The 20,664-nt window shown below is 40.5% G+C and carries 20 protein-coding genes; 7 read left to right on the top strand and 13 right to left on the bottom strand.

Annotated elements, in window-relative coordinates; genetic code table 11:
• Positions 1-22 precede the first annotated feature (22 nt).
• The gene (locus tag LUA90_RS00090; RefSeq protein ID WP_231459935.1) at positions 23-1,798 is read left to right on the top strand and encodes a RagB/SusD family nutrient uptake outer membrane protein; all 1,776 of its coding nucleotides are present in this window, start codon (positions 23-25) and stop codon (positions 1,796-1,798) included.
• A 21-nt stretch (positions 1,799-1,819) separates the two neighbouring features.
• On the top strand, positions 1,820-2,659 hold the full coding sequence (locus LUA90_RS00085; RefSeq protein ID WP_231459934.1) for an endonuclease/exonuclease/phosphatase family protein: 840 nt from the start codon (positions 1,820-1,822) through the stop codon (positions 2,657-2,659).
• 601 nt (positions 2,660-3,260) lie between these two features.
• On the opposite strand, the gene LUA90_RS00080 is transcribed toward LUA90_RS00085, so the two are convergent.
• The 3 genes from LUA90_RS00080 to nhaA form a co-directional block, all read right to left on the bottom strand.
• Complete coding sequence (locus LUA90_RS00080; protein WP_231459933.1) at positions 3,261-4,490, bottom strand: sodium:proton antiporter; 1,230 nt, start codon at positions 4,488-4,490, stop codon at positions 3,261-3,263.
• 78 nt (positions 4,491-4,568) lie between these two features.
• On the bottom strand, positions 4,569-5,906 hold the full coding sequence (locus LUA90_RS00075) for a TIGR00341 family protein (RefSeq protein ID WP_231489715.1): 1,338 nt from the start codon (positions 5,904-5,906) through the stop codon (positions 4,569-4,571).
• A 37-nt stretch (positions 5,907-5,943) separates the two neighbouring features.
• Complete coding sequence (gene nhaA, locus LUA90_RS00070; RefSeq protein WP_231489714.1) at positions 5,944-7,248, bottom strand: Na+/H+ antiporter NhaA; 1,305 nt, start codon at positions 7,246-7,248, stop codon at positions 5,944-5,946.
• 105 nt (positions 7,249-7,353) lie between these two features.
• On the opposite strand from nhaA, the gene LUA90_RS19525 reads away from it, so the two are divergent.
• The 4 genes from LUA90_RS19525 (at position 7,354) to LUA90_RS00060 (ending at position 8,666) form a co-directional block, all read left to right on the top strand.
• Positions 7,354-7,620: an ion transporter gene (locus LUA90_RS19525; protein WP_370635282.1), complete on the top strand. Its 267-nt coding sequence runs from the start codon at positions 7,354-7,356 to the stop codon at positions 7,618-7,620.
• Positions 7,620-8,096 carry an integrase core domain-containing protein gene (locus LUA90_RS19520; protein WP_370634326.1) on the top strand — a complete coding sequence of 159 codons (477 nt, stop codon included), beginning with the start codon at positions 7,620-7,622 and terminating at the stop codon, positions 8,094-8,096. The genes LUA90_RS19525 and LUA90_RS19520 overlap by 1 nt, the downstream gene beginning before the upstream one ends.
• Complete coding sequence (locus LUA90_RS19515; protein WP_370634325.1) at positions 8,081-8,260, top strand: integrase core domain-containing protein; 180 nt, start codon at positions 8,081-8,083, stop codon at positions 8,258-8,260. Before LUA90_RS19520 ends, LUA90_RS19515 begins: the two co-directional genes overlap by 16 nt.
• A gap of 115 nt (positions 8,261-8,375) precedes the next feature.
• Positions 8,376-8,666, top strand: coding sequence for a hypothetical protein (locus LUA90_RS00060; RefSeq protein WP_231489713.1), 291 nt, complete (start codon positions 8,376-8,378; stop codon positions 8,664-8,666).
• Between the two features lie 339 nt (positions 8,667-9,005).
• Here the strand turns inward: LUA90_RS00060 and LUA90_RS00055 are convergent, their stop codons facing one another.
• The 7 genes from LUA90_RS00055 to LUA90_RS00025 form a co-directional block, all read right to left on the bottom strand.
• Positions 9,006-9,314, bottom strand: coding sequence for a hypothetical protein (locus LUA90_RS00055; protein WP_231459928.1), 309 nt, complete (start codon positions 9,312-9,314; stop codon positions 9,006-9,008).
• 12 nt (positions 9,315-9,326) lie between these two features.
• Positions 9,327-9,512 carry a transposase gene (locus LUA90_RS00050; protein WP_231459952.1) on the bottom strand — a complete coding sequence of 62 codons (186 nt, stop codon included), beginning with the start codon at positions 9,510-9,512 and terminating at the stop codon, positions 9,327-9,329.
• 516 nt (positions 9,513-10,028) lie between these two features.
• A complete protein-coding gene (locus LUA90_RS00045; RefSeq protein WP_231489712.1) occupies positions 10,029-11,390 on the bottom strand; it encodes a DUF3526 domain-containing protein in 1,362 nt (453 codons plus the stop codon).
• A gap of 4 nt (positions 11,391-11,394) precedes the next feature.
• Positions 11,395-12,840: a DUF3526 domain-containing protein gene (locus tag LUA90_RS00040; RefSeq protein WP_231489711.1), complete on the bottom strand. Its 1,446-nt coding sequence runs from the start codon at positions 12,838-12,840 to the stop codon at positions 11,395-11,397.
• Positions 12,840-15,347, bottom strand: a complete 2,508-nt coding sequence (locus tag LUA90_RS00035; protein ID WP_231489710.1) for a TonB-dependent receptor — start codon at positions 15,345-15,347, stop codon at positions 12,840-12,842. Before LUA90_RS00035 ends, LUA90_RS00040 begins: the two co-directional genes overlap by 1 nt.
• 9 nt (positions 15,348-15,356) lie before the next feature.
• A complete protein-coding gene (locus LUA90_RS00030; protein WP_231459924.1) occupies positions 15,357-16,052 on the bottom strand; it encodes an ABC transporter ATP-binding protein in 696 nt (231 codons plus the stop codon).
• A gap of 82 nt (positions 16,053-16,134) precedes the next feature.
• Complete coding sequence (locus tag LUA90_RS00025) at positions 16,135-16,428, bottom strand: hypothetical protein (RefSeq protein ID WP_231489709.1); 294 nt, start codon at positions 16,426-16,428, stop codon at positions 16,135-16,137.
• Between the two features lie 455 nt (positions 16,429-16,883).
• Between LUA90_RS00025 and LUA90_RS00020 the strand changes: the two genes are divergently transcribed.
• Positions 16,884-17,771 carry a DUF2268 domain-containing putative Zn-dependent protease gene (locus LUA90_RS00020; protein ID WP_231459922.1) on the top strand — a complete coding sequence of 296 codons (888 nt, stop codon included), beginning with the start codon at positions 16,884-16,886 and terminating at the stop codon, positions 17,769-17,771.
• A gap of 156 nt (positions 17,772-17,927) precedes the next feature.
• On the opposite strand, the gene LUA90_RS00015 is transcribed toward LUA90_RS00020, so the two are convergent.
• The 3 genes from LUA90_RS00015 to LUA90_RS00005 form a co-directional block, all read right to left on the bottom strand.
• Entirely contained in the window at positions 17,928-18,551 is a 624-nt protein-coding gene (locus LUA90_RS00015) for a cupin domain-containing protein (protein WP_231459921.1), read from the bottom strand.
• A 362-nt stretch (positions 18,552-18,913) separates the two neighbouring features.
• Positions 18,914-19,135, bottom strand: coding sequence for a hypothetical protein (locus LUA90_RS00010; protein ID WP_231489708.1), 222 nt, complete (start codon positions 19,133-19,135; stop codon positions 18,914-18,916).
• A 414-nt stretch (positions 19,136-19,549) separates the two neighbouring features.
• Positions 19,550-20,551 (bottom strand): hypothetical protein, encoded by a 1,002-nt coding sequence (locus LUA90_RS00005; protein ID WP_231489707.1) that lies wholly within the window; start codon positions 20,549-20,551, stop codon positions 19,550-19,552.
• Between the last annotated feature and the right edge of the window lie 113 nt (positions 20,552-20,664).

Raw genomic sequence — 20,664 nt, 5'->3', positions numbered from 1 at the left:
GAGCTTGTAAAAAAAGATAAACATGAAAAAATATTATATATTGATTTTACTGGGTTGCCTTGGTCTTGCCGCCTGTAAAAAGCTCGATCAGCAACCGCAGTCTACGGCGACTAAACAAGCTATTTTTGGTACGGAGAACGGACTAAAGCTGTATACCAATTCATTTTACGGAATGGATTTCTTGCCTAAGAACTCTACAAGTCAGGATGCAATGTCTGATTATTTAGCGGTGCGCTCTGTCCAGGATTTTATTCGTGATGGCGCATATGGCGCAAACACTAGCTCAGGCTGGAGCTGGAGAGATTTGAGGAACATTAACTATTTTATCGTAAACTGTAATGACCCGGCTGTTCCAGCATCGGTGAGGAATAATTACCTGGGTATTGCCCGCTATTTCAGGGCTTATTTCTATCTGGAGAAAGTTAAACGTTTTGGCGATGTGCCCTGGATTGGAATGCCGCTGGATATCGATGAACCAGCATTGATGGGCGGCCGTGATAAACGGGAATTAGTAATGGATTCGGTATTGGCGGATATAAATTTTGCCTGCGCTAATATTCAGACCGCTTCAGATCCAAGTCGTACCACTATAACTAAATGGGTAGCTTATGCATTCAAATCGAGGTTATGTCTTTTTGAAGGGACTTTCAGAAAATACCATACAAATTTAAATTTATCAGCCAGTGCAAGCCGCTGGTTACAGGAATCTGCATCTGCTTCAGAAGAAATCATTAAAAATGGTGGGTTTTCGCTGAATACCGCAGGTGGTCCAGGGGTTTCTTATCGACAGGTATTCACCAGTAACACCCCTGTTGCAAGTGAAGTCATACAGGCAGCGGTTTCTGATGTGAGTTTGGGCGTACTGAATGAGGCGAACTGGTGGTGGACAAGTGGTACCTATGGTGCCAAGGCGAGTTTCACCCGAACTTTTATCAATACTTATATGAAGTTGGATGGAACGCCGTATACGAACGACCCGGCTTACCGTACAATGGTGTTCAAGGATGAGGTGAAAAACCGGGATTTAAGGCTCAAGCAGACCATCCGCTTAGGCGATTATAAACGCATCAGTAATGGTCAGCAGGTTGCCGCGCCACCGGTTTTCTCTTATACTTTTACGGGTTATCAGCCAATAAAATGGACGCTGGATGATTTATACTATGATGCAGGTGCATTAAATACAAATTCGGTTGCATTGTACCGTTATGCTGAGGTGTTATTGAACTTTGCTGAAGCTAAAGCAGAACTGGGGACGCTAACTGACGCAGACTGGGCATTGAGCATTGGGGCTTTACGATCACGTGCGGGAATTACAGGTGGATTAAGTGTTAAACCAACCCTTGCCGACCCTTATCTGATAACAAATTATTTTCCTGAAATTTCTGATGCTACGCTGCTGGAAATCAGGAGGGAAAGAGGCATTGAATTAAGTCTGGAAGGACTGCGTTTTGCGGATCTCTTAAGGTGGAAAAGGGGTAGCTTGATGGAGCAGGAATGGAACGGATTCTTTGTACCTTCTTTAGTAACTCCAATGGATTTAAATGAGGACGGTGTCCTGGATGTTGCCTTTTATCAGGGGACAAGACCTACGCCTGCTGCCGCTGGGGTATCCTATGTAGATGTTTCGGCTACTGTTGGTACTGCTGTAAACTCACAGCTTTTGAAAAACGGCAGCTCTGGGGAATTAACCTGGATGAAAGAAATTCCAAGAAAATGGAATGAACGTAATTATTATTACCCGATTCCTTTAAATGACCTTCAGCGCAATCCTAATCTTAAACAAAATCCGGGTTGGTAATAAACTTCAAAGCTTAATACAATGAAAATAAAATTATTAATCGCTACGGTGCTACTTTCCCTTAATGCGGTAGGCCTTAAGGCGCAGCAAATTACAGTCGGTACTTTCAATATCCGCTTTGATAATCCCCGGGACAGCGGAAATTTATGGGTAGACAGGGCGCCTGTTGTATCCAACCTTATCCGCTTTCATAGGTTCGATATTCTGGGTGTTCAGGAGGCTTTGGATAATCAGCTAACAGATATCAAAACTGCTTTGCCTGAATATGAAGTTTATGGAAAAGGACGCGATGATGGTCAGGATGGCGGAGAACATTCGGCGATATTTTATAAAAAAGACCGCTTTAAATTAATCAAAAGTGGTGATTTCTGGCTATCTGAAACACCTGAAAAACCTGGGAAAGGCTGGGATGCGACCTGTTGTAACCGGATTTGCTCATGGGTTTATCTTCAGGATTTGAAGACCAAAAACCAGTTTTATGTGTTCAATGTGCATTATGACCACCAAGGTAAAGTTGCCCGTCTGCAGAGCAGTGAGCTAATCCTTAAAAAAATAGCGGAAATAGCCGGTTCTGCTCCGGTTTTGTTGACAGGTGATTTCAATGGGGGCAGGGATAGTGAATGGTACCAGCGTTTGGCCAGTTCAGGGATCCTGTTTGATGCATACGGCAAAGTTAAATTCCCTTATGCAAACAATTCATCTGCGAATGGATTCAGAACACCAAAGGGGCAAACTGTGATTGATCACATCTTTGTGAGCAATCATTTTACTGCCAGCAGGTGGGGAATTTTAACGGACACCTATTATGGTAAATTTCCCTCTGATCACTTTCCGGTTTTAGCGGAGGTGGAACTGAATTGAGGAGTTATTTTTAGATTATCTTATCCAGGGGGATGTGGCATTCGCCGCATCCCTCTTTTTTTTGGGTGCGCCGGGCATGGCAATCAACTATAGCGTTTAAGTCCCGAACACGAAGGAATAAGGTAGCCAACTAATGGCTTCCTACCTAATTGCGCTTTTTTTGTTGCCCCGGTGCAAAAGTCCTTGCCGATTTAGAACCTGTTCCTTTTTTAGCTTGTCCCGGAGGAACCTTCCCACTATTTCCATCTGTCCCCACCGTATAACAGGCGCTTGTCAGCAGCACTGCCGACAGGGCAAATATTAAGTATAGCTTTTTCATAAGATACAAACATCCATAACTATGCCAGATGATCTGACAGGTAATGGCTTTATCATTGTTTGCCCTACAATTTCTCCGTAATATTTCAGCTATGTTTTAAAGGTTCGTTTTTTGAGACGAAATATATCAAGATTTACTTATTTATCAATCAGGCATGTTTATTTAACAGGACTTCTATTTATTCATTATCTTGCCAGCCGAGTGATTAAAGGAATATAGTTGTTCGTAAAGTTCAGTCAATGGAGACTTTAAAGGAGCTAACTATTTTTGATTGCAAAGCTTTTAAGCATCAGTGGCTTTGCTAAGACGCTTCATTACAGGAGTAGCGGTAAGTCCATGTAGTACGATAGAAATCAGAATCGTAAAAGCAACAATTGCCCATAGCTCATCCTGCTGCTCAAAATTTATTTCACCGAAAGCAAAAGCCAGGTAGTATATTGACCCCATGCCCCGTATACCAAAAAAACTGATGGCCAGCTTTTCCTTAAGCGCTATTGAACTGCCCAACAATGATAGATAGACGGTTGCAGGTCTTACCAGTATGATAAAAGCCAGGGCGACTATTGCCATTGTTAAGGTAAGTGGAGCAAGAATTCCACCAACCAGAGAACCCCCGAAAAATATAAGCAGCACAGCAAGTAGCATACGCTCCATCTGGTCGGTGAAAGAATGAAGCTGCTGATGGTAATCATGTCCTTTTTCGTAATGGCGTAGCGTAAGTCCGGCGATAAAGACGGATATAAAACCGTAGGCATGAAAAGATTCACTTACCGAATAGGTCAATAGTGTTAGAGATATTGCCAGAAAGCCATCAGAGGCTTTGAGCAGTCTGTACTTTTCTGAGATGGAAAAAACCAGATAGCCAACTAGTTTACCACACACCCAGCCAATAACCAGACCTGCTAAAATTTTATATGCTAGATAATACCAGGCCCAGTGCCATAAAGCCGATAGACTTATACCCTTGGAGGCGATGATCATAGCTAACCAGGTAAATGGAAAGGCGAGCCCGTCATTTAGTCCGGCCTCAGAAGTTAGCGCGAAACGGGTCTCGGATTTGCCGCGCTCATTGGGGGGACCGACCTGCACATCAGCAGCGAGCACCGGATCTGTTGGTGCCAGCACAGCGGCAAGCAGTAGCGCGGCCGGGAGACTTAGCCCCAAAGCCAAAATACCCATTGCTGTTGAAATTCCTATTGCAAGAATCATGGAGAGCAGGATGAGTCTCAATGGCGTAGCCCATGACCGGAAAGAGAAACTTCTGTCTATTTTGATGCCTGTTCCCATCAGGGAAATAATGACTATAAGTTCTGTTAGGTGAACCACAAGGCTATTATCTTTATCTGGTAGTGGACTTGGTAGTGCCTTGGGCCAAATCAGATAAAATAGCACACCAATCCCAACATACACAATCGCGTAAGATATGCCTATTCTACTCGAGATTGTCGGGATGAAAGCCATTCCAATACTGGCAATGCCGGCAATAAGCATGAGTATAAGGTACTGGTTCATGGTTGAATAGGTTAATTTATTAAAATATAAGGGCAAACGCGCGCTCGAATTCCATATCCTTTATTATTGCTTATGGCCTTATTGCGTACTGTAAACGGTTTGAACAGAATCCACTTTTAACCGGCTTTTTAGCCAGGAACGAATCCTGAGTTGGTTTTTTGTTCCCGGAACCGCAGAGAATTCGGCCCTGAATAGCGTCAGGGTATCCATGCGCTGGGTATCGAGCCTGCGGCTAATGATATTGGACAGGGAATAGCTTTTGATTTCAGGAAACAGCGCAATAAGTTCTGCCCTGATATCCGGCAAGGGCCTCACTAACTTATCAGCTTTAATTGTTTTTCCAGGGCCGTTTTCTTTTTTGAAGACATCTTCCATAATACTGGCTTTAATCTGGGAGAAGTCTATCTCCTGCCTGGCGTTAAGTCCTTGCCTGATGTGCAAGGTAGTGCCTTGCAGCTTATACTTTTTTAAGTTGTTTTTGATGGCATTTATGACTGTTTGGGGAAGTTCAGCTCCAATGAGCAGGAGATCTATCTCTTTTTCACCCTCTGAATAAATCAGATTTTTATTGATAACCTGCGTAGTTTGAAAGTTGAACTGTTCGCGAACAAATCGCTGTGCATTATTTTCAAAGATACTTTTCTGGACTATACCATAGGCAAGGTAAATACTTGGAATGATGGTAATTAATACGCTAATAAGAATGTATCTGGATACCCTTTTTTCAACCCCCGGGTCTTCGAAGTGTTTTTTGTCAAACTTCAAGAATTTTACAATCAAATAGGTGGAGATGCAAATGAATAAACTGTTGATGAAAAACAGATAAAGTGCGCCAAAGAAAAATGGCCAGTTACCCACGGCAAGGCCATAGCCCGCGGTGCAGAGGGGAGGCATGAGTGCAGTGGCGATGGCTACGCCCGGTATTACATTACTTTTCTCTTTTCTGGTGGCTGCGATAATTCCGGCCAGCCCGCCGGTAAAAGCGATGAATACATCCCAGATGGATGGGGTCGTCCTGGCTAGCAGTTCACTTTGCGCCTCATGAAGCGGGGTAATGTAGAAATAAATGGTCGATGTAACAATGCTGATTATGGTAGCAATGAGCAGGTTTCTTCCCCCTTTTTTGACGAGCTCAAAATCGTTTGTTCCTATGCCCAGGCCTATGCCCATAATCGGACCCATCAGGGGCGAAATTAACATCGCTCCAATGATTACCGCTGTGGAATTTACGTTCAGCCCGATGGATGCAATGATGATAGCAAAGATCAATGTCCAGACCGGGCCGCCAACAAATATGGAGTTCCTTGATATCGATTCTACCACCTCGCTTTCTTCGGCCTTATCAATATGCAGGTTAAAACGATTTTCGATAAAAGCCTTTAGGGCACCACGCACATCGTCTGTTTTTTTTTTCATAAACCTTTGTTGTAATTGGTTATTTATTGTATGATGACTATTTCGCGATGCGTTTGAGGACAATCGTTCCTGAAATTCCTGCAAGGACAGAGGCAATCAATATCCCGTATTTAGCCTGAGTGATAAATACCGGGTTCTTGAACGCCAGTCCGCTAATGAACAGCGACATGGTAAAACCAATTCCAGCCAGTAGCGCAACTCCGGCGATATGTTTCCAGTTTGCCCCTTCAGGCAGGCTGGATATCCGGAATTTGACCATGATCCAGCAAAAAAATAAAATGCCTGTAAATTTACCAATGATAAGCCCCAGGGCAACACCAGTTGAGACTGGATTCATTACAGAACTTAAAAAATCTCCGGTAATCACAATGCCTGCATTGGCCAGCGCAAAAAGTGGCATAATGCCAAACGCCACCCATGGATGCAGCGCATGTTCTATGGTTTGCAGGGGTGTTTCAGCGGCCATGCTTAAGGTTTTTACTTTCTGAATGGTTTTATTTTGAAGCGGTGTGATAAGGGTTCCCCGTTCAGGGATATCCACTTCAAAATCATAAGAAAGTTTTCTTAAATTACTGGAGTAAATCTGTTCATCGATTCTGGTCACCGCAGGAATGGTAAAGGCCACCAGTACCCCGGCAATAGTGGCATGGACGCCAGAGAGTAAAAAGCCAATCCAGACACAAATGCCAAGCACCAGATAAAAAACTGTACTTCTGATGCCGATCCTGTTTCCCAGCATAAGCAGTATCAAAAATCCTGCACCGATGGCCAGCGGCACAAAATTAATCTGGTCTGTATAGAAAAAAGCAATCACCAGGACCGCGCCCAGATCATCAGCCACAGCTAAAGCTGATAGGAAGATTTTAATGGAAACGGGAATATGTTTGCTGGCCATGGAAAGGAGGGCTAATGCGAAGGCAATATCTGTAGCCATTGGAATTCCCCAGCCATGGGCAGCATCCGTACCTTTATTGATAAAAAAATAAATTGCAGCCGGAACCAGCATTCCGCCAAGCGCAGCGGTCATCGGGAGTGAGGCCTTTTGAAGCGAAGAGAGTTCTCCTTCCATAAATTCCCGCTTGAGTTCCAGGCCTATTACAAAGAAAAATATAGCCATTAACCCATCATTGATCCAGATGTGCAAAGGATGACTAAGCAGAAATTTGTCAAATCCTACGCTGAATTTGATATGCCACAAGTGCTCATAAAATTTGTGAAAGGGAGAATTCGCCCAGGCAATTGCGATGACCACACTGATGAGCAGCACAATTCCACTAGTGTATTCCAGATGAATGAAGCGGCTCACCGGCGCCATAATCTTTTCGATTGTTGTTTTTTTCATACCCCTCAAAATTTCAAATATACATTTTTAAAGAAACTATAGGTTTCATTGTGCGTTATTATCTTACTTTACCGAAAACGGATTCAGATAATATGAATAGAGCAAATGACATCCTGCGGAAAAAAAATATACATCATTATTCTCCGCTCAGACACCAGAGCGGGGAAACTTTTTGATGTAGTATTGCTGGTGTTGATACTGCTCAGCATCCTTTCAGTTTTTCTGGAAAGCGTCAGCGCAGTGCGGGAAAGGTACTATCAGCTCATACATATACTGGAAAGGATATTTACCATTTTATTTACCTTAGAGTATCTTCTTCGCATATATGCGAGCCATAAACCACTTCGCTATATTTCAGTTTTTACGGAATAGTGGATCTGATTGCCTTTATTCCAAGCTACCTAAGTCTTTTCCTTTTAGGAACGCAATACCTCGTCGTGATGAGAGCCTTTCGGCTGCTCCGTGTATTCAGGATACTTAAGCTCACCCAGTTTCTTTATGAAGGTAATATTCTAAAAAAGGCACTAAGGGCAAGCCTGTATAAAATTGTCATGTTTCTTTCCAGCGTAATCACCCTGGTGATAAGGAGCTTGGAGGAAATTGCACGTCACAGAGGGTATCCAAAGATGATAAGGGTTGATAATGGGCCAGAATTCATTAGTGCAAAACTGGATATTTGGAGCAAGGAAAATAAGATACAACTTGTATTCATCCAGCCTGGAGAGCCTACGCAGAATGCTTACATCGAAAGACTGAACGGAACTTTGAGAAGGGATATATTAAATGCATATGTGTTTAAATCCATTCAAGAAGTAAGAACAATAACTGAAGAATGGATGAATGTTTAAATACCAACTGGTTCCTATCGATGGATGATGCTAAAAAGAAAATCAAACTATGGCGTGAGGAATATAACTCTTTCAGGCCACATAGCTCGTTAGATGGTTTCACTCCGAATGAGTTCATTGAAACATTGAATATAACTCCCAATTCTCTGGTTTCAACTGGCTAGTTTTTCGGGGGGACGTCACTCTAACGAGTAGATTTCTAACTCCTTTAGGAAAGTTGTTGCGATGGAGAACAAATTATACAAAATTCATGTTGTTTGCATTAATTACCCTATCTCGATGGAAAAGAATGAACAAACTATAAAAAAAGTAAGTGACGAAGAAATAGAAAAATTTGTATCAGGCGTTGCAGAAACCATCTGGAGCGATACTGGTACTCCACATTATGTAATTAAGGATGAATTTGATCTCGATGAATTTGCTGTTTTAGCCAAAAGAACCCTCGAAGCAGAGCAGTTAATTGCGCATGATTTCAGCAGTTTCGTGGTTAATGCTTCCGGCCACCGTGCGGAATTTGAATATAAATCAGGCTGGTTTTTAGAAGGCCTTGCAGACGGCGAAATTGAATAAAACAGGCGCCTGGGCGTACAAACCAATTTATTTGACCCCTTTCACTAATTTTTAATTATCTGTAAATGTTTCGAACATACTGTGTTGTAATATGTTTTTAACTGGCGAGACTGGGTGAATCTACTACGGTTTAACCAGGACATTAAAGTTTACGATAAACTGATTGGAGGTCGATATCTGTACATTGTAACCGGGCTTGAGCTGACCATTTTGCATGTGGTCATCTTTCATCCGCATGAAAGTTGCATCGGTATTTGTTTTGCTTAAGCTGTTCCGTTCCCCCAACATTGCCTCACTACGCTCATATTCTGCTTGTTTTTCTGGATATTCTTTGGTTACTTATTTCAGTTTCGCATTAACCTTTTTGTCCAGATCCGTTTTTTCTGACAGCACTGCATTGAGCGTATTCACTGTCTGCTGTACTTTTTTCGTATCAATATCCGTAAAATCGGGTGGCTCAGGTAAGCCATCCTCGACCTTGGCAACGCTCTGGGCATATTCCCAGATGTCACTCAGGGCTTTCTTCATCTTTTCCTTGTTTGTCTGGATAGCCTTTTTCCACACAAAGGTATATCTATTGGCATTGGCCTCTATCTTGGTGCCGTCTGTATAAACCTCCGCAATACTTAACAGCCCTTCTTCAGCCAACAGCTTAACAACCTATTCAAACACGCTGCGGAGCGCGTCCTTAAGGCGGACACTGCGAAAACCATTGATGGTATTGTGGTCAGGATAGCTCATTCCGCTCAGCCGCATAAAGTTGATGTTCTCTTTGCAGGCTACCTCCAGCTTTCTGCTGCTATGTACATTGCTTATATATCCATATACCAAAACCTTTAAAAGCATTTGTGGATGATAGCTCGAGGTATCCTTGATCTTATAAGCATCCAATAGTGCCTGGATTTAGGTCCTTTCAACAATGTCATTTACAATACGCCGGGTGGCCTTTTGCCGCAAGCTAGTCCATAGTTGGAGGAATAGCCATCATCTGGGACTGATAATAGGGCTTAAAAACAGGTTTTTGGGTAGCCACGAATCTCAATTATGTATGCATAAACATCTGAAAATCACTACAATAAATCAAATAAAAACCTAAAAATAAATGTCTTTCTAACAAAAAAAGGACTGCCTTTTTGAGACAGTCCCGTTTAAGTTTTAAAATGACGTTTAATGTGCCTTTTCACAATAACAAATTGATATCAGGTCAACCCAGCAATCTTTTTCCAATGTTTCTTAATGACTTTAGTTGTCCTGCTGAAATTAATTTTTAATGACTGGTTATTTTCGACAAATAAATTCACTCCCAAATTAGGGCTATCGAAAACGTAATGCATGACTACAACGAGTATGCATCTGAGATAACTATTTAACTAATTGAATTTTCCTTAGATTTCTCAAAGTTAATGTCAGAAACAGTATGGTGAGCAAACTCAATGATGCCAATCTTTTCCAATCTTTAATGGTACCTGGTGTAAATGCCTCAAGTTTAGTGGAGCTTACCTTCGTAGTTTCGATACCATTCTCCAAAAAAATTGCAGGATAAAACTGTAGTCTGGTTTTCTCGTGAAAAGATCGGTATGCCTCTTGAAAAGAGAGATGAGCATTTAAATCTGTTCCGGCAACCTCATTGATGCCCAATTGAGTTTGAACGGTTGGTAGAAAAAGTGCTGCAATCGAAGTAAAATGCTGCCTTAGCTTAAGCTTTTCGGCTACTGATTTTCTGCTTTCAAAAGCCTGATCATCGCCCATCTGCTGCATGCCATAATACCAAAACCAGCTAAACGTCTTATCAGCGGGAAATGGATATTGCTTCAATTGAGGGTAATGCTCAAAAAATGGTTTCATGGTTACTTCTTTTGGCATGTCCCATTTTTCATGGTAGCCCTCACGCTGATTGATCACATTTTGCAACGCTTCGGGAACTGAATATTTCTGGGTTAGTACCAGATTCAAACTGGCGGGCAATACCACACATAATAATACCCACAGGGCAACCAAAACGGAGGCGTTGTAGCTGGAAGACTTGCTTAAACTAACCACAAAAAATGACAAGGCAAACCAAAAGGCAAGGTACAGCCAGATAATAACGGTTACTGCAAACAAATTTTGATCAATCGGCAAATGAAGATAAAGTATGGCGGCTAAAAACAAAACGATAGAACTTAAGTAAATCGTCATCATCCTGACCATAAATTTTTTCCAGATTAATTTCGAAAGTTGGTTAGTCTGGGATTTCAAGAGTGGCCATATTCCCGACTCCCGCTCTTCAGCGATTAAGTTGTACACTAGAGCAATAATTACCAATGGAAAAAGATAGATGAACACGAAACTCAGATCCATATTGCCAAATAATAAGCTCACAGGATTGCTGATTTCGGTATCATAAAGTTGGCCTTCCAGCGCCAGCATTGTGGCAGAAATGAGGTATGGATTTACATCCCGCTGGCCATTGGCAAATGCTGCCCATGGCTGAGGTACATTGGCCATTGAAAATTTATTGTGGAAAAAGAAAAGGCCAATGTCATTGCCAAAATGTTTCACATTATTTTGGGTATTCTTCTGCTGGAGCAATGCGGCCTTTTCTATTGCCTGGTTTTGCTTATCGATAAAGGTTTTGCCAAAATACAAGCCAGCAATTCCGGTAATCAGCAACACCAATATGCCAATCCATGCTGAAGTACTCCTGAAAAAAAGTTTGAATTCTAAATTATAGGTATTTTTCATTTTGCTAAACTGTTTTGATCCAACGAGGGGAATATTGAAGTAAAAGAATAACCATTACTAGCCAAAGCGCCAGGGCAGTAAGAGCAACGCCTTCCTGACGCACTACTTTACCGTAAAACTTAAACTTATAATTAAAATCGGGCTGTTCTGCCCAGTTGGAGCGGCTGATGGAAAGCGGTTTGTCGTGTTCATCTGGCTTCTCATTACTGATTTTATCAATTTGAAGCTTGTTCATTTTTTGCGCCAATCCATAGCGATAAGCTTCGGCCTGATTCTGGAAATCTACGAAAGTCTCAAAATCTGAAGCCGTTAAAGCCATTGATACCTGTTTTAATGCCAGGTATGGATTGAGCAAGGCTACCATAGCGGTAATGCTGTTTTGCCGCTGAAATTTCTCGTTCAGTTTTTTTTGGTGAGCGGAATAGATGCCTGAGGTAATCCGTTCTCCTTCTGCCATAATGAAGCCGCCATAATTAAAAGGCAGTTTTTTCACGTCATCTACGCGGTAAGCTTTGAGCAAAGAATCTTTTATTCCGGCATAGTGAAGGTCATTCGCATCATGACTATCACCTTGCTTTTGAACATCGGAGGCAATCTGGTCCAAAAATTCAAGTTTGGATGGAACCGGAAAAATCCTGTTCCCAACGGCCTGTGTAATCCTCGGAACGATGATGATCAGCACAATCCAGGCAGCAAGCAGCGTAGTTAATACTGTTCTGGAGCTTTTTGAAAATGCAGAAACCAAAACGGTTATCGCCACGATGATGAAAAAATATGCGGAGTAGCAGATAATCAATATCAGTAGCCTAATGGCCGAATCTCCGCTTACTGCCCAATCGCTTAAAGATGCCCATAGCGATATGGTCAATAAAATCAGCGGAATAAACATGGAAAGTACTACAGCTAAAATTCCAAAGGTTTTACCCCATAAAAGTTTTTTCCAGGTTACTTTTTGACACAGTAGAATTTTCAGCGTTCCTGATTCCCTTTCTGCAGAAATGCTATCGTATCCAAGAAAAATAATCAGCAGTGGAACAAGAAGCTGCAGCACCATGGCTACGCTTATTTCTCCAAATCGCAGCATACCGTTAGAAAAACCAGCTTCGCTAAAATTGACCGTATTTTGTTTGTGTGCCTCTAGGAAAATAGAAACACCGGCAAAACTTTCTATTCCAAAATCGAAAAAGCTCAGTTCATGCTTTTCCCTGAAAGCAAGATATCCGTAATGGGCCATCCGGTGTGGATGTTTGTCTGGCTTGGCCAGCCACTGCGCCCGAACAAGTTGTTTGTAGTGCAGGCGCTGGCTATTTTGCGATTTAAAATTCTGCCATCCAACATAGGTTGCCAGGCAAAGTGAAAGGCCGAGAAGAACCGCTAAGGCCAAAGTAGCCCGATTGGCTATTATATTTTTGTAGCTTTGCCGGGATATGGTAAAAACAATATTTTTCATTAAATACGATAAGTTATATTAAACATCACATTTCTTGGTGTACCTGGAAAAAGACGCAGGTAATTTTGTGCACCCACCCAATAGGTTTTGTTCAGGATGTTGTTGAGGTTCATAGAAATTTGCACTTTGGATGTATTTGGTGAGTAATAAACTGCAGCATCAACCACGGTATAAGCAGGCAGCGTAAAATCTCGGATGTAAAGCGGCAGTTTGTTGCCGCTATACTGTAGCCCTGCACCAAAACCCAGGCCTTTAAGTTTTGCCTGGCGGAGATCATACCTTGTCCAAAGGCTTGCGCTGTGCCTTGGCGTATTCTGAACGCGTTGACCGGTGATTTGGGGATTAAAATCCGCTGTTAAAATAGCATTTACATAGCTATAGCCAATATTAAACTGCCAGTTATCTTTGATGAAACCCGAAGATTCGATCTCAATCCCCCGGCTTCGCTGAGCGCCTCTTTCGATAAGACGATTGACGTCCAAAGGATCATTGGCGTTCATAAGCAGGTTTTTCTGGTTGATTTCAAATGCGGCAACATTAACCATCAAATTTCCATCGAGCCATTCTGATTTGATGCCGAATTCACGAAGATCACTTTCCAGTGGTTTGAAATTTGAACCGGAAGGCGGAGGAGTGATGACCAGCGAAGAGGTATTGCCCTGTGGCTGATAACCCTGCAGATAGGTTGCATAAGCATTTATCTGTGGATTAATGCGGAAAGTTGCGCCCAGTCTGGGAAGCAGTTTCGCAAAGTTTATTTTCTGCTCGGTAGCCAGCTGATAATTGGCATAATCTTCATACCATTCCTGCCTTAAACCCAAGGTAATTGTAAACCGGCCTACTGTAGCCTGATCCTGAAGATAAACAGCATTTACCAGATAGTATGCCGGTGCGATTTCGGTTTTGGAAAAGGTATAATCGCTTAGGCTTTTAAGTGTATAGGAGGGATTAAGCAGGTAGAAATGTTCTACATTTGGTACAGGCGCATTTACACCATTGACAATGCTAAACTGATAAAGATTTTTTTTTGCTGCATCATATCTGGGCGTTACCGTACCATCTTTCAAACGGTATCCCTGTGCGGTACTCGATCCACCACCGCGAAGTTTTTGTGTGCTGATGCGATCGTAGCCGGCAACAATATGATGCCTAACACCGAAACTATTAGCTGAAAGAGAGAAATATGGACTCAAGTTTTCTGTACTAAACTTTTGTTGTCTCTGTACGGCAATCATTCCTGCCAGACTGCGAATCGGCTGGCTATTTTCGTCGAGGGCAAAGGCATTGTTTGTGCGGTGCTCTACCAGGTCTTCGTTCCAGTCCTGTTTCATGTAAACTAAATTGATAGATAGGTTTTTACTTAGCTTATGAGAAAAGTTGGCCATCAGCATTACATCACGCGTGTTAAACTTATCATTGCTGGCGCCCATATTAAAGCGGATTGGTGTGCTGCTTAGATCTGTCTGACCGGCTGTGGCACCAAAAATCGCTTGCCCGCGATCAAGCCTCGAATCACTATTGTTAACCACCACTTCAATACTTAAACTGGTTTTCTCATTTGGGATATAGGAGAACGAAGGTGCAATGATATAGCCTTTCCTGAACTGGAGATCGCGAAAGCTTCTACTGTTTTCATACCCGACATTAAGTCTGTACAATAGGGTTTTGCCCTCATCCATGGGGCCTGTAAAATCAAGGGCACCACGGAAGGTGCTAAAGCTACCGCCTGAGATGCTGATTTCACGGCGTTTTTGAGGCAAAGGTTTTTTGGTTACCAGATTAATACTTCCTCCAGGATCTACGCTTGAAAAGGTAGCGCTTGCAGGTCCTTTAATCACCTCAATTCGCTCCAGATTACTCGTAAGTGGCTGGTTGAAATAATTTTGGCGGGTACGCATACCATTGATAATAACGCCCTCTTCATTCTGATTAATTCCGCGGATAGCGAATTGATTGTAAAAGCTGCTTTGTGATACACTCGTTACGTTTTTAATGGCTTCAGATAGCACACCCGCCTGGCGATCAGCAATTAACTCTTTGGAAATTGTAGAGATAGCCTGTGAAATATCCTTGTTTAAACTCGCTGTTTTAGTGGCAGAAAAGGAGTAGTTTCCATAGTATTTTTTATCGTTAGTGCCTACTACTTCAACGGTTTGGAGCTCCTGGTTGGTGGCATCAAGCATTATTGGATCTTTGATTAAGCTATCAGCCAATGCAGTTTTAATATTTGCCTGGTAAGTAGTAAAACCCAGTGCCGTTACGCGGAGCTGATATGTGCTGTTTTTCTCCAACGTAATAGAAAACACACCTAGTGTATCGGTACTGGTAACTAAATCTTTATTGTTCTTGTTGAAAAGGAGTGTTGCACCCTTAATCGCTAGGCCCGTTCGGTCGGTCACCTTTCCGCTTAGTTTCGATTGCGCATATGCGGACGGTAAAACGGCCAGCAGCAGAAGTGAAATAAAAACGAATTGCAGGAAATAGCCTGATTTATTTATGTGATACATCTTAAAACTTTAAATGGTTTGCAGGTACAGTTTTTGAAGATCAGTCGCAGATATTTCGTTTGCTTTAAGGGTATGAATCAGTTCTCCCTGTTTCATAATCCCGATATGGGTCGCGATTTCCACTGCATTAAAAATATCATGAGTAGCCATCAGTATCGAGCGACCTTCATTTGCGAGTTTTTTAATCAGCAAACTAAATTCGGCAGTTGCTTTAGGATCAAGGCCGCTTGTGGGTTCATCCATTAGAATAATCTTTGCATCTTTTGCGACAGCGATGGCTATCCCAACCTTTTGTCGCATTCCTTTACTGAATCCGTTTAAGCGCTTGTGGTGGGCAGCTTCTTGTAATCCGCTTTCACTTAGTAATGATTGGAGTTGACTGCTGCTATAGTTAAAACCAGCGAGTTTTGAAAAATAATCAAGGTTCTCTGTAGCACTCAAATAGCCATAAAGCATCACAACTTCCGGAATGTAGGCGAGATGTTGTCTTCTTAACTCATCACCAGAAGATACAGACTGTTTATTAATTAATATTTTGCCTTCAGATGGCTCTATAAATCCCAGAAATAAATTGATGGTGGTGGTTTTTCCTGCCCCATTCTGGCCAAGCAAGCAATATACTTCGCCTGCATTAACAATGAGGTTTAGGTTTTTCAGGGCACGGTAGTCCCCATAGTTTTTAGAAAGTGAGATAGCTTCAAGCATAAAAATAATTATTAACGCACAGGCGAATGCCATGCATTTGTTAAATCGAAAAAATAAAATGAAATAATTAGCCTTTTAGAAGTTAGGCGACTAGAGCGGGCGGGCCTTTATTGGCTGCAGAGAAAATATAATTATCCGTATGGCCGAAAAGGTAGCCGAAAATATGCCCAGGATATTTAGCTGTTTTTAGTGATAAAACCGGAAGATTCGGCGAATCAAAATCGTGCGACTGATTTTTGATCAGCTCGCAAAGTTTACAATTTGCTTTGGCTATTGAATACTTGAACAACAGAGAGGTTTTTTCTTTATTGTGAACACTTTGTTCGAGAACTTCCTGCTCATGGTGGTGTAAACCTTGAACTAATAATGCACCCACAAACAAGATCAGTAGCAGAAATGCCCTTACTTGAGGTTGAAAAAACTGGTGATATGTGGTGAATGAAATTGCCAATTGCAGCAAATATACATTTAAAAAAAATTGATCAACTTATTTCGGGAAATTAAATAAGTGGTGGGTGATAATATTTGCCGGAAGATTTTACCGCAGGCATATTATCTAAGCATTTTGGATAGTTTTAGTAAAGTCTTCGTTTTTGAGACATTTGTCTCGTTGCGATAAGTTGAGAATATAAATTTATTAACTGAAAGGAAGATATAAAGCTTGCATGAATACTTTATTTTTGTGAGACAAAAATTCATTAAGAATTCTTGGCACTTAAAAAATCCGCTGTTTAATGATGGTATGGCTATATTTAAATAGCTTTTTGTTTATTGATCATTGAATATCTATTTTAGGCTTATATCATCTTATCTTAGATTTATTCAATTAATATGAAAAATGCTTTATTAGCAATTTTTGCCACCATCATTTTTTTCGATTTTTCCTCTGCGCAATCTGTTTCTGATCCGCTGAAAACATCATTTGTAACAAGGGATATAATAAACTTTTGGGAAGCATTTGATAAGATTGATGCTGATCCACAGTCCAACTCTTTTGAATACATCTATTTAAAACAGGGTTCCGCTGGTGTGCAAGCATTTACAAAAGGCAGAATAGAAAATGCAACGTCTTTGATCAACACAGTTCGAGAACGGAAGAATGACTATGAAAAAACCAGGCTGAACAGCCTAAAAATGTTGGACAACGAGAAGCAATGCCGTGCGGCATTTATGGCGTTAAAATATCTTTATCCTAAAGCAGTTTATCCCAATGTGTATTTCGTGATTGGTAGATTTAATTCTGGAGGACACTCTAATCCAAAAGGCTTAATTATAGGAGCCGAAATGATTCAATCAGCAACAGTTCCCTATATGGTTGCCCATGAACTCATCCACTATCAACAGGATAGTATTCCCAAGAAAAGCCTAGATCTACTGGCTGCTTGTATTAATGAAGGTAGTGCTGATTTCATAGGAGAACTTATTTCCGGTGGAGGGCCAAATAAACAGACACATAATTATGGCAATGCTAATGAGGCAAAATTGTGGTTGGAATTCAAGGAAATTATGGATGGTAGGGAGGATAGCCATGATTGGATGTATAACTATAAACCTAAAAATGGTTATCCTCCTGATCTAGGTTATTGGATTGGATATAAAATTACAGAATCCTACTACAACAAGTCCTCCAATAAGAAAAAAGCTATTTCAGATATCCTTCACATAAAAGACTTTAGAAAGTTCCTGGATGAAAGTGGATATGCGTCAAAGTTTAAATAAGATGTGCTATCAACATCCGCTGGTTTTTTTAGATTGCTTTTTTTGTCTATCAACATTCTACTCAAGAAAAAAAGACTAATCAATCATCCCTTCCTTTCTTGAGACTGTTTATGCGAATACCATTTGAGTTCAAAAAAGAAATTATGATATATAGAATTATAGATGAACTTTATATTTATCCATAATGACTTTGAGTTTGGGCCAGTCGAAACTAATGTCATACTTTTTAGCAAGTAGGTCAAGTGCGCCAGGTTTCGGTCTTTGATTTTGAATAAACAGATCCGAAAGTTCGTTCATATAAGCTTCATGTCCTCCTGGAGCGTAAATCTCGATAAATTTCGCAGGTTTATTGCCAGAATTCCAAAAGGTATGCACAATTCCTCTTGGTCGCAGGTGCCAGTCACCTTCATTGACCTCATAGATTTGCTCACCAACAAGAATCGTCAGGGTACCTTGAGTTACTCTGCAGATTTCATCAAATCCTTTATGAAAATGAGGTGGTGCACCAAGTATGCCGACTGGTAAGGTTGATTCCGTTACGGCAAAGTGACCATCTGTTTGCATTTTATCGAGCTTGAAAATTATATCTCCGTCACCAATTTTCCCGTTTTTCCCTTCTCCACTTTTTATATGTATTGGTTGAAAGCCATCACTGGAAGAGATTCCAATATTGTTATGATTTCCTAACCCGGCAATCGCATTTTCGGGAATGATTGCTGCACCCATGGCAAGGGCTAGACATTTTAGAATGTTTCTCCGGTCAATTGTTGAAGTTTCCATTTTGGAGTATATAATACAATGTCCAAAAAATTTCATGAATTATCTAATCATTTAAAAATCAAGCGATAAGGAACCAAGATTAATCTTCATTATGAGAAAGGATTTTTCTCTTTGCCGTTATTGGTGCAATCAAAGTTACAGTTGAAAGAAAGATATGCAGTTGGGGATGAATACTTTCGTTTTGTAAGACTAATAACATCTAATGAAAGTCCTTAGTCTTATTAAAAAATCTACATTTTATTGATAACAGCAATTATAGCCAGTTGCAAATTTGAGCGCTGGTATTACTTTTTGCTAAATGTGAATACTAATCGTAAGTAAAAATTATAGATTACATTCTTATTTATTATGTAAGCAATAATTTACATCCGTTCATCCATACAAACTATATTAAACTTGTGTCCATCGGGATCGGAAAATACACAAACATAAAAACCGTTTTCATGAATTTTAGAACCCATATTAAGAGTTCCTATAGACGACTTTACCAGTTCAGCCCATTGATCAACTTCTTCATTACTCTTGGCTGCCATTGAAAAGATCACTTCATTGCCATCTCTGGTTGAGCTGACATTGCCATTCATACTGGAGGCAAGGCGATCAGACTTAAAAAAATTAATTACGAACTGATTATCTCCAAACTTGAAACTAGCGAGGTTTTCGACTTCATCATATCCATTGCTTTTAAATCCTAATTGCTTAAAAAGATTTTGTTCTTTTTAGATCTTCAACAGCTAGGTTACCCCATATCATTGACGTTTGCATGGTGAATTTGTTTAAGTATGTTTATTATACAATTAATAACGTTACTATCTCGCAGACCCTATACGTTATCAATAACATATGAAGTCATACGAATAATAGATTAAAGACTACAAACAAATTGGAAATTGCCGGGTACATTTCTTTTAACCCGGCAATATTCTGTTCTTTTTTAAGCAGTTAATCGATGTTATGATAAACTTAAATTAGTAATTCGTTTTATCAATACGGTTTGTTTACACAAAACCCTTAGTATCAATCGGCAAGTTTTCTAATACAAGTTCTTCATTATTAAGTGAGCATGTACCATCTTTATTTACTACAATATTGCTTTTGAATAAAGCATCCCTGAAAAATATATTTGCCACCATCGCTATTTGCTCTTCAGAACTTTCTATAATTTCAATTGGCTGAATGTGCTCCAAGATATTTTTATGTATATTTTCATCAATGTCTATGTCTCTTTTGTATGGTATCTCCATTTCTTGAGTGAAAATTAAGAAACCTCCATTTTTCCCAATCACAGCACGAAAGAAAAAATCTACATAGTCTTTTACCGTATCAGTTGACAAAACAAAATCTTTATCAGATACTGTATATATTGGGCGATTGGTCGCATCTAGTAAATGATAAGAATTTTCAAGTTCAAGTATATACTTACGTCTTCCCGAATTGTACCATAGCTGATATAGTACTGATTTCGCAAAAAACGAAGGTCTGCAAAACTCTACTTTGATAGGCTCTTCATCAAGTTCAGAATGAATACGAAGCTTCGCTGTTAAGTCATTGTCAGTTTCTTGTTTTGAGGAATATTCGAATATTGATTGTAAATTTAAATTTATTGCCATCCTCCATTTGATAAGCGCTGAATTCTCCAAAACTGACTTCATCTCCTGCAACAAATCTCCAACATCTTTTGCAAAGACCAAGTTATTTTGATAAGTTCCCTTTACATACTTATCAATTAGAAACACAGCATCATCCAGTATAAGATGTAATTTTTCATCGGTTTTACTCTCTTGGTCACCTTTTCTGTAGCTAGCTATTCTTTCAAACATTATTTGCGTCATGCCTCTATCGATTTCATCAACCTCAGCATTTACAAGATATTCTTCGATTGCGTGAAAAGTTCTTTCTATAACCTCATCAGATGATTTATCCTTCAACATTATATACGGTTCTACTCGAACAGGGCCATCTTCGAAAACAAGCTTCTCATCACTCTGTGCACTTCCCAAAATTCAGACCATTTAAAAGTAGAATTCTAGACCGAGCGCAGCGAGGCTATTAGAAAAACTATTAATTTTAATTGGCAATATGAAAAGAATCAAGTTTACGGAATCCCAGATTG

The sequence above is a fragment of the Pedobacter sp. Leaf170 genome, assembly GCF_920984665.1.
Taxonomy (GTDB): domain Bacteria; phylum Bacteroidota; class Bacteroidia; order Sphingobacteriales; family Sphingobacteriaceae; genus Pedobacter.
The sequence above is the reverse complement of the archived record's forward strand: the minus strand, read 5'-3'. Positions and strand labels throughout refer to the sequence as shown.

What these genes read in the sequence shown, in the direction of transcription:
- LUA90_RS19525 (WP_370635282.1), top strand. Translation starts at nt 7,354, where the DNA reads ATGACATCCTGCGGAAAAAAAATATACATCATTATTCTCCGCTCAGAC.
- LUA90_RS00010 (WP_231489708.1), bottom strand. Translation starts at nt 19,135, where the DNA reads ATGAATGGCAATGTCAGCTCAACCAGAGATGGCAATGAAGTGATCTTT.
- LUA90_RS00035 (WP_231489710.1), bottom strand. Translation starts at nt 15,347, where the DNA reads ATGTATCACATAAATAAATCAGGCTATTTCCTGCAATTCGTTTTTATT.
- LUA90_RS00040 (WP_231489711.1), bottom strand. Translation starts at nt 12,840, where the DNA reads ATGAAAAATATTGTTTTTACCATATCCCGGCAAAGCTACAAAAATATA.
- LUA90_RS00020 (WP_231459922.1), top strand. Translation starts at nt 16,884, where the DNA reads ATGAAAAATGCTTTATTAGCAATTTTTGCCACCATCATTTTTTTCGAT.
- LUA90_RS00090 (WP_231459935.1), top strand. Translation starts at nt 23, where the DNA reads ATGAAAAAATATTATATATTGATTTTACTGGGTTGCCTTGGTCTTGCC.
- LUA90_RS00060 (WP_231489713.1), top strand. Translation starts at nt 8,376, where the DNA reads ATGGAAAAGAATGAACAAACTATAAAAAAAGTAAGTGACGAAGAAATA.
- LUA90_RS00045 (WP_231489712.1), bottom strand. Translation starts at nt 11,390, where the DNA reads ATGAAAAATACCTATAATTTAGAATTCAAACTTTTTTTCAGGAGTACT.
- LUA90_RS00030 (WP_231459924.1), bottom strand. Translation starts at nt 16,052, where the DNA reads ATGCTTGAAGCTATCTCACTTTCTAAAAACTATGGGGACTACCGTGCC.
- LUA90_RS00085 (WP_231459934.1), top strand. Translation starts at nt 1,820, where the DNA reads ATGAAAATAAAATTATTAATCGCTACGGTGCTACTTTCCCTTAATGCG.
- nhaA (WP_231489714.1), bottom strand. Translation starts at nt 7,248, where the DNA reads ATGAAAAAAACAACAATCGAAAAGATTATGGCGCCGGTGAGCCGCTTC.
- LUA90_RS00080 (WP_231459933.1), bottom strand. Translation starts at nt 4,490, where the DNA reads ATGAACCAGTACCTTATACTCATGCTTATTGCCGGCATTGCCAGTATT.
- LUA90_RS00075 (WP_231489715.1), bottom strand. Translation starts at nt 5,906, where the DNA reads ATGAAAAAAAAAACAGACGATGTGCGTGGTGCCCTAAAGGCTTTTATC.
- LUA90_RS00015 (WP_231459921.1), bottom strand. Translation starts at nt 18,551, where the DNA reads ATGGAAACTTCAACAATTGACCGGAGAAACATTCTAAAATGTCTAGCC.
- LUA90_RS00050 (WP_231459952.1), bottom strand. Translation starts at nt 9,512, where the DNA reads ATGCTTTTAAAGGTTTTGGTATATGGATATATAAGCAATGTACATAGC.
- LUA90_RS19515 (WP_370634325.1), top strand. Translation starts at nt 8,081, where the DNA reads ATGGATGAATGTTTAAATACCAACTGGTTCCTATCGATGGATGATGCT.